This window comes from Sphingomonas sp. 66-10, from assembly GCF_001897045.1.
GTDB lineage: Bacteria > Pseudomonadota > Alphaproteobacteria > Sphingomonadales > Sphingomonadaceae > Sphingomonas > Sphingomonas lycopersici.
In genome coordinates this window covers 244721-251722 of record NZ_MKRR01000133.1, presented here as the reverse complement: position 1 = coordinate 251722, position 7002 = coordinate 244721, and the positions used below count along the sequence as shown (strand labels likewise).

At 69.2% G+C, this 7002-nt stretch carries 7 protein-coding genes and 2 pseudogenes; 2 read left to right on the top strand and 7 right to left on the bottom strand.

Annotated elements, in window-relative coordinates; translation table 11 throughout:
- Together BGN95_RS15130 and BGN95_RS15125 are read right to left on the bottom strand one after the other, a co-directional pair.
- Positions 1–270, bottom strand: a pseudogene (locus BGN95_RS15130) (epoxyalkane--coenzyme M transferase); the annotation flags it as partial.
- 58 nt (positions 271–328) lie between these two features.
- Complete coding sequence (locus tag BGN95_RS15125) at positions 329–1747, bottom strand: aldehyde dehydrogenase family protein (RefSeq protein ID WP_265314574.1); 1419 nt, start codon at positions 1745–1747, stop codon at positions 329–331.
- 204 nt (positions 1748–1951) lie between these two features.
- Here BGN95_RS15125 and BGN95_RS15120 point away from each other — a divergent pair, with 204 nt between their 5' ends.
- Positions 1952–4093: an acetate--CoA ligase family protein gene (locus BGN95_RS15120; RefSeq protein ID WP_286773167.1), complete on the top strand. Its 2142-nt coding sequence runs from the start codon at positions 1952–1954 to the stop codon at positions 4091–4093.
- Positions 4090–4296 carry a hypothetical protein gene (locus tag BGN95_RS15115; RefSeq protein WP_265314577.1) on the top strand — a complete coding sequence of 69 codons (207 nt, stop codon included), beginning with the start codon at positions 4090–4092 and terminating at the stop codon, positions 4294–4296. The genes BGN95_RS15120 and BGN95_RS15115 overlap by 4 nt, the downstream gene beginning before the upstream one ends.
- Positions 4297–4373: 77 nt before the next feature.
- On the opposite strand, the gene BGN95_RS15110 is transcribed toward BGN95_RS15115, so the two are convergent.
- The 5 genes and pseudogenes from BGN95_RS15110 to purU form a co-directional block, all read right to left on the bottom strand.
- A complete protein-coding gene (locus BGN95_RS15110; protein ID WP_179514181.1) occupies positions 4374–5204 on the bottom strand; it encodes a p-hydroxycinnamoyl CoA hydratase/lyase in 831 nt (276 codons plus the stop codon).
- Between the two features lie 110 nt (positions 5205–5314).
- A complete protein-coding gene (locus tag BGN95_RS15105; RefSeq protein WP_286773166.1) occupies positions 5315–5620 on the bottom strand; it encodes a hypothetical protein in 306 nt (101 codons plus the stop codon).
- On the bottom strand, positions 5617–5967 hold the full coding sequence (locus tag BGN95_RS15100; protein WP_286773165.1) for a dihydroneopterin aldolase: 351 nt from the start codon (positions 5965–5967) through the stop codon (positions 5617–5619). Before BGN95_RS15100 ends, BGN95_RS15105 begins: the two co-directional genes overlap by 4 nt.
- Positions 5960–6817, bottom strand: coding sequence for a bifunctional 5,10-methylenetetrahydrofolate dehydrogenase/5,10-methenyltetrahydrofolate cyclohydrolase (locus BGN95_RS15095; protein WP_286773164.1), 858 nt, complete (start codon positions 6815–6817; stop codon positions 5960–5962). The genes BGN95_RS15100 and BGN95_RS15095 overlap by 8 nt, the downstream gene beginning before the upstream one ends.
- Positions 6818–6822: 5 nt before the next feature.
- Positions 6823–7002, bottom strand: a pseudogene (gene purU / locus BGN95_RS15090) (formyltetrahydrofolate deformylase); the annotation flags it as partial.

The following is a 7002-nucleotide window of genomic DNA, read 5'->3' as shown; positions in this document are numbered from 1 at the left end:
ATCGAGCGCGGGGGTGCGATCGGTATGCCCGCCGAACCCCGACAAGCGCTCGATCATATAGGTCGAATAGCCGACCTTGCCGAGTTCGCCGTCGCTGACGATCGACACGCCCGCCGCCACCTGCCGCGCCACCGCATCGTCGACCGCCGCCTGAACCTCGGTGTCGAACGCGGCCGCGTCATAGGGCTCGCCGTGATCGCGCGCGAGCAGCAGCGGGGTCAGCCGGTCGCCGCGCGGCAAGCTGCCGACGTGGGTGGTCGCGATCGTCATCGGAAGCCTTTCGTTTCTACTTAGCCCCTCCCCTGAAGGGGAGGGCTATTGGACGCGCTTACGCCTCTTCGAGCGCAACCGCGTTGATGATGTGCGGCTGGGTATATTCGTGCAGCCCGGACTCGCCCAATTCGCCGCCCAGCCCCGATTGCTTGGCGCCGCGGAACGGGATGTTGGCGTCGATCGCGAGATATTGGTTCACCCAGACGGTGCCGGTATCGATCTTCTTCGCGACCTCGGTCGCGCGGGTCAGATCCTTGCCCCACACCGTGCCGCCGAGCCCCATGTCGGTGTCGTTGGCGCGGCGGATGACATCGTCGATATCGGCATATTTGAGCACCGGCAGCACCGGGCCGAACTGCTCCTCGCGCACCAGCGGGGCGTCGTCGTCGAGATCGCGCACGATCGTCGGCGGGATGAAATAGCCGGGCCGGTCCAGCGGCTCGCCGCCGGCGAGCACCGTCCCGCGCGCCTTGGCATCCTCCAGCAGCGCCTTGACCTTCTCGAACTGCATCCGGTTCTGCAGCGGGCCGACGGTGGTGCCCTGCTTCGATCCGTCGTCGACCACCGCCTCCTTGGCGAGCCGCGCGAGCTCGTCGCAGAATTCGTCGTACATCGCCTCGGGCACATAGGCGCGCTTGATCGCGACGCAGATCTGGCCGGCATTGGCCATCGCGCCGCCATAGACCTTCTGCGCCACCTGGCGCGGGTTCACATCGTCGAGCACGATCGCGGCGTCGTTGCCGCCAAGCTCGAGCGTCACGCGCTTCACGCCCTCGGCGGCGGCGGCCATCACCTTCTTGCCGGTCGCGGTCGATCCGGTGAAGGCGACCTTGGCGACATCGGGGTGGCCGGTCAGCCGCGCGCCGAGATCGTTCTGGTCGCAGATCACATTGACCACGCCCGGCGGCAGCAGTTCGCGGCAGATCTCGCCGAGCAGCAAGGTGGTGAGCGGGGTGGTCGGCGCCGGCTTGATCACGATCGTATTGCCGGTGACGAGCGCCGGGCCGAGCTTGTTCATCACCAGGATGACCGGGAAGTTCCACGGCGTGATCGCGGCGACGACCCCCAGCGGGGTGCGGTGCTCGATCACCACATTGCCGCCGGTGTCGCGCAGCGTCTTCGGCTCGATCCGCATCTCGGCGAAGGCGCGTAGCGTGAAGACGCTGCCCATCACCTCATACATCGCCTGGTCGAGCGGCTTGCCCTGCTCGGCGGTGAGCAGGCTGGCGAATTCGCCCGCGCGCGCCTCCAGCGCGTCGGCGATCTTGGCGACCAGCGCGGCTCGCTCCTCGATCGGGGTGGCGGCCCAGCCGGGGAAGGCGCGCTTCGCCGCCGCCACCGCGCGATCAACCAGCGCCGCATCGGCCTTGGGGCATTGTGCAAAGGCCGCCCCGGTCGCAGGATTGACCACATCGAAGGTCGAAGCGCCGGCAATGGCTTCGCCATCGATCAGCAGGCGGAAATCGCGGTTCATCATCGCTCTCCTCGAAAATCCCGCCGCGCGGAAGACACGCGGCATTTGCCGGATATTGTGTGCTACGGATACAATCTTGGCAAGCGGATTCCGTGGGCGACATTGCCTTGCAAAACGTTTGCCAGGGATACAATATACGCATCCCGAGCCGTTGAATGCGGCCGATTCGGATGGAGAGGAACGCAAGATGCAGGCAGGCCGGCGATGAGCACCGCCCTGATCGACGAACGCAAATCCGATGCTTCCCCATCTCGCGATCGGCTCGACCGGCTGCTTCGTGCGCGCTCGGTGGCGATCGTCGGTGCATCGGATCGGCCGGGGGCGCTCGGCGCGTCGGTGCTCGCCAATCTTGACCGCGCCGGGTTCGATGGCGCGATCCATCTCGTCAATCCCAACCGCGCCGAGATCGGCGGCCGTCCGTGCGTCGCCTCGGTCGCCGATCTGCCGCGCGGGATCGACGCCGCGGTGCTGGCGATTCCGCGCGCCGGGGTGCTCGATGCGATGCGCGGGCTGGCCGAGCGCGGCGTCGGCGCGGCGGTGATCTTTTCCGCCGGCTTCGCGGAGGATGGCGCGCAGGGGCTTGCTGATCAGCGCGAGATCGCGCGGATCGCCGCGGCGGCCGATATGGTGGTCGAAGGCCCCAATTGTCTCGGCCTCGTCAATTTCCGCGACAAATTGCCGCTGACCTTCATCGATATGCCCGAGGCGCGCGCGGAAGGCGCGCGGCGGGTCGGCATCGTCTCGCAATCCGGCGCGATGGCGGCGGTGCTCGCGACGACGATGATCGCGCGCGAGGTGCCGCTGGGCTGTTATGTCTCGACCGGGAACGAGGCGGCGACCGGGGTCGAGGATTTCGTCGCGCGGCTGGTCGACGATCCCGATATCGCGGTGATCGTGATGATCGTCGAGCATTTCCGGCGGCCGGGTGCATTCCTCGCGGCGGCGCGCGCCGCGCGGTCGGCGGGCAAGCCGGTCGTCCTGCTCCACCCCGGCCGCAGCGCGGCGGGCGCGGCGAGCGCGGCGACGCATACCGGGGCGATGGCCGGCGATCATGCCGTGATGCGCACCCATGTCGAACATGCCGGGGTGATCCTGGTCGAATCGCTGGAGGAGCTGGGCGACGTGGTGGAGATCGCCACGCGCTGCCCGGCGTTGCCCGGCGGCGCGACGGGCGTCGTCGCCGAATCGGGCGCGTTCAAGGCGATGATGCTCGATCTCGCCGAGGAGGTGGGGCTGAACCTGCCGCCGCTCGGCGACGCCGACAGCCCGGCGTTGCGCGCGGCCTTGCCGCCATTCGTGCCCGTCTCCAACCCGCTCGACGTCACCGCGCAGGGGCTCGTCGATCCGGGGATGTACGGTCGGGTGATCGCCGCGCTCGCCGAGGATGCGCGGATCGACACGATCGTCGTCACGCTGATCCAGACCGATATCCGCACCTCGTCGGTAAAGTTCGCCGCGGTGGCCGAGGCGCTTGCCGCGCGCGGCGGGGTCAAGCCGGTGGTGGTCGCCGGGGTGGACGAGGGCGGCGGGGTGCAGCCGAGCGATATCGCCGCATTGCACGCGCTGGGCGTCACCTATCTCCCCACCGCCGAGCGTGCATTGCGCGCATTGGCGCGGCTCACCAATGCGGCGGGCGCGGCGCGGGCGGGACAGGCGCAAACGACTGCGCCGTTCGACGATCTGCCCGCCGCCGGCGCGACGATTCCCGAATATCGCGCCAAGCAATTGCTCGGCGCGCGCGGCATCGCCTTCCCGACCTTCACGCTGGCGCATGACAAGGACAGCGCGGTCGCCGCGGCCGAGCGGCTGGGTTATCCGGTGGTGCTCAAGGCGCAGGCCGCCGCGTTGCCGCACAAGAGCGACGCCGGCGGGGTGATCGTCGGGCTGGCCGATGCCGCGGCGGTCGCGGCCGGCTGGGATCGGCTGCTTGCGCAGGTCGGCGCGGCGCGGCCCGATGTGGTGCTGGAAGGCGTGTTGGTCGAACCGATGGCGCCGCGCGGGGTGGAATTGATCGTCGGCGGGCGGAACGATCCCGCCTGGGGGCCGGTGATCCTGATCGGTTCGGGCGGGGTGGCGGCGGAATTGCTGCACGACGCGCGGCTGGTGCCGACCGGGCTGTCCGAGGAAGCGATCGCGGCGGAAATCCGCGGGCTGAAGCTTGCCCCGCTGCTCGACGGGTTTCGCGGCGCACCGGTGGCGGACATTGCGGCGGTGGCGCGGATCGTTGCGGCGCTCGGCGCGGTCCTCGACGCCAATCCGGCGATCCGCGAAGTCGATCTGAACCCGGTGGTGGTCTATCCTAAGGGCGAGGGCGCGATCGCGCTCGACGCGCTGATCTCGCTATGACGCGGCAGCCGGAAAGCGGCGCGCCCGCGGCCCCGGCTTGCCGTTGCGATCGCGCGCGCAGTTGCTGGTACGACAATGTTTCGGGGGGCGGCTCGCTGCCGTGCCACTGCGCGTCGTGCCGGCGCGCCTTTCATATGGAGATGCTCGCCGGGATCGCGATCGCCGCCGCATCCGCGGTGGTGATCGTGGCGATCGCTGGGTAAAAAATGATCCGTTCGCCCTGGTTAGCATAGGCCGTCATGCCGGATCTGATCGGCATGACGGCACGCGGGCGCTGCAATCAGGCGCTGACCTTCGACTGGTCGTAGGCGCCGAGACCGGGCTTGTAGCTCTTTTCGTCGATGAACTGGCGGATGCCTTCCTTGCGGCCCTCCGACGGGTCGTGGAAATTGGCCGCTTCCTGCATCCGCACGAGATAATCCTCGGCTTCGTCATAGGTCATCGCGCCGACGCGGCGCACCGCATCCTTGGCGAATTTGAGCGCGACCGGATTCTTCTGGAGCAGGATCGCCGCGACCTCGCGCACGCGCGCTTCGAGCCGTTCGAGCGGCACGCTCTCGTTGACGAGACGCATCGCCGCCGCCTGCTGGCCGTCGATCAGCTCGCCGGTCAATGTCAGCCACATCGCGTCGCGCATCGGCAGCAGGTCGACCACCACCTTGGTCACCCCGCCGCCGGGGAGGATGCCCCAGTTGATTTCCGACAGGCCGAATTTCGCTTCGTCGGCGCAGATCGCCAGATCGCAGGAGAACAAGGGACCGAAGCCGCCGCCGAAGCACCAGCCGTTGACCATGGCGATCGTCGGCTTCTGATACCAGCGCAGCCGGCGGAACCAGCCATAGCTCTCGCGCTGCGACTTGCGCACGCCGCGCAGCCCCTGCGCCTCGGTCTCGCGGAAATATTCCTTGAGATCCATGCCGGCCGACCAGGCCGCGCCTTCGCCGCCCAGCACCAGCACGCCCACGTCGTCACGATATTCGAGCTCGTCGAGCACCTCCATCATGCGGCGGTTGAGCGTGGGGCTCATCGCGTTGCGTTTTTCCGGGCGCGCGAAATTCACCCAGGCGATGCGGTCCTCGACCCGAAACGTAACGACCTGCTTCTCGCTCATGACCTCTCCTCCGTGCGATCTGATATATGTATCATTGGCATACAATCGAGGCACTGTCCAGCGGCGCGGATGCGCGTATTCGGTCGGGCTTGGGCGGGTGACGGTTTGCGTCAGACGCGGTGGCGCAGCCGCCGCATCGTCGCCTCGCTCGTTTCGGCCGAGACGTTCTCGCCGGGCGGCGCGTGGCCGGCGATCCACACGCTATGATCGACCCATTCCCCGGTCGCGGGGTCGAACCCCGCGGCGCAGCGCACCAGGCCGCGTAACTGGCGCTGGAGATCGAGATGCAGCCGGACGAGTGCCTGTTGCGCGCCGAGCGGGAGCGGCTCGCGGAAGGCGAAGCGGCGCAGGCGATGCGCGTGCGCGGGACTTTCGACGGCCGCGACGAGCGAGAGGTGGGGGCGCGGCGCGGTCATTGCGCGACGACGCGGACGCTGGCCAGCCCGGCGGCGAGCGCGCGCGGCTTCGCGACTGTCACCTCGGCCCTGGTGACCGCACCGAGCGCGAGGCAGCGTTCGGCGAGCATCTGCGCGAAGCTTTCGATCAGCGGCACATGCCGCGCGGCGAGGTCGGTCGCCTCGGCGACGATATGGCGATAATCGACCGTTTCCCCGAGCGTCGCGACGCGCGGCGCCCCCAGCGTGAGCGCGACACTCACCACCAGCGGCTGCCGCGCGCCGATTTCATGCGCATGCACCCCGATGTCGGCGTCGAGCGTGAGCGCGTCGACGCGCACCTCGGTGACGGTGCGCGCGTCAGCCACGGCCCGCCGCCTCCGCCGCGCGCACGGTATTGGCGAGCAGACAGGCGATCGTCATCGGCCCCACCCCGCCGGGCACCGGGGTCGCGGCGCGCGCGTGGCCGAGCTCGTCGAACGCGGTGTCGCCGACCAGCCGCGCCTTGCCCGCGGTATCGGTCACGCGGGTGATGCCGACGTCGATCACCACCGCGCCGGGCTTGACCCAATCGCCGCGCACCAGCCGCGGCGCGCCCGCCGCCGCCACGACGATATCCGCCGCGCGGACGATCTCGGGCAGCCCGCGCGTCGCGATATGCGTGACGGTCACCGTGCATTCGCGTTCGAGCAACAGCATCGCGACCGGCTTGCCGACGATATTCGACTTGCCGATCACCACCGCGTTCAAGCCGCGATAATCGTCGATCACGCTGTCGAGCAGCATCATGCAGCCGAGCGGGGTGCAGGGGACGAGCCCGCCGGTGCCGGTGGAGAGGCGCCCGACATTGACCGGGTGGAAGCCGTCGACGTCCTTCGCCGGCGCGATCGCATCGAGCACGCGCGCGGCGTCGATCTGCGGCGGCAGCGGCAATTGCACGAGGATGCCATGGACCGCGCGATCGGCATTGAGCCGCGCGATCAGCGCGAGCAGCGCGGCCTCGTCGGTATCGGCGGGCAGGCGATGTTCGAACGAGGCGATGCCGGCGCGCGCCGCCTCGGCGATCTTGCGCGCGACATAGACCTCGCTCGGCGCGTGATTGCCGATCAGCACCACCGCCAGCCCGGGGCGGATTCCGTCGCCGACCAGCGCGGCGACGTCGGCGGCGATACGGTCGGTCAGCGCGCGCGCCATCGCGCGTCCGTCGATCGGTGTCATGCCGGTCAGCGGAAGACGATCGTGCGGTGGCCGTTGAGCAGCACGCGATCCTGCAGATGCCACCGCACCGCTGCCGCGAGCACGCGGCGCTCGATGTCGCGGCCCTTGCGCACCAGATCGTCGGGCGTGTCGGCGTGGCTGATCGGCTCGACATCCTGCGCGATGATCGGGCCTTCGTCGAGATC

Coding starts and splice junctions, on each gene's coding strand:
- BGN95_RS15120 (WP_286773167.1), top strand. CDS start 1,952: ATGAGCACCGCCCTGATCGACGAACGCAAATCCGATGCTTCCCCATCT.
- BGN95_RS15095 (WP_286773164.1), bottom strand. CDS start 6,817: ATGACACCGATCGACGGACGCGCGATGGCGCGCGCGCTGACCGACCGT.
- BGN95_RS15115 (WP_265314577.1), top strand. CDS start 4,090: ATGACGCGGCAGCCGGAAAGCGGCGCGCCCGCGGCCCCGGCTTGCCGT.
- BGN95_RS15125 (WP_265314574.1), bottom strand. CDS start 1,747: ATGAACCGCGATTTCCGCCTGCTGATCGATGGCGAAGCCATTGCCGGC.
- BGN95_RS15105 (WP_286773166.1), bottom strand. CDS start 5,620: ATGACCGCGCCGCGCCCCCACCTCTCGCTCGTCGCGGCCGTCGAAAGT.
- BGN95_RS15110 (WP_179514181.1), bottom strand. CDS start 5,204: ATGAGCGAGAAGCAGGTCGTTACGTTTCGGGTCGAGGACCGCATCGCC.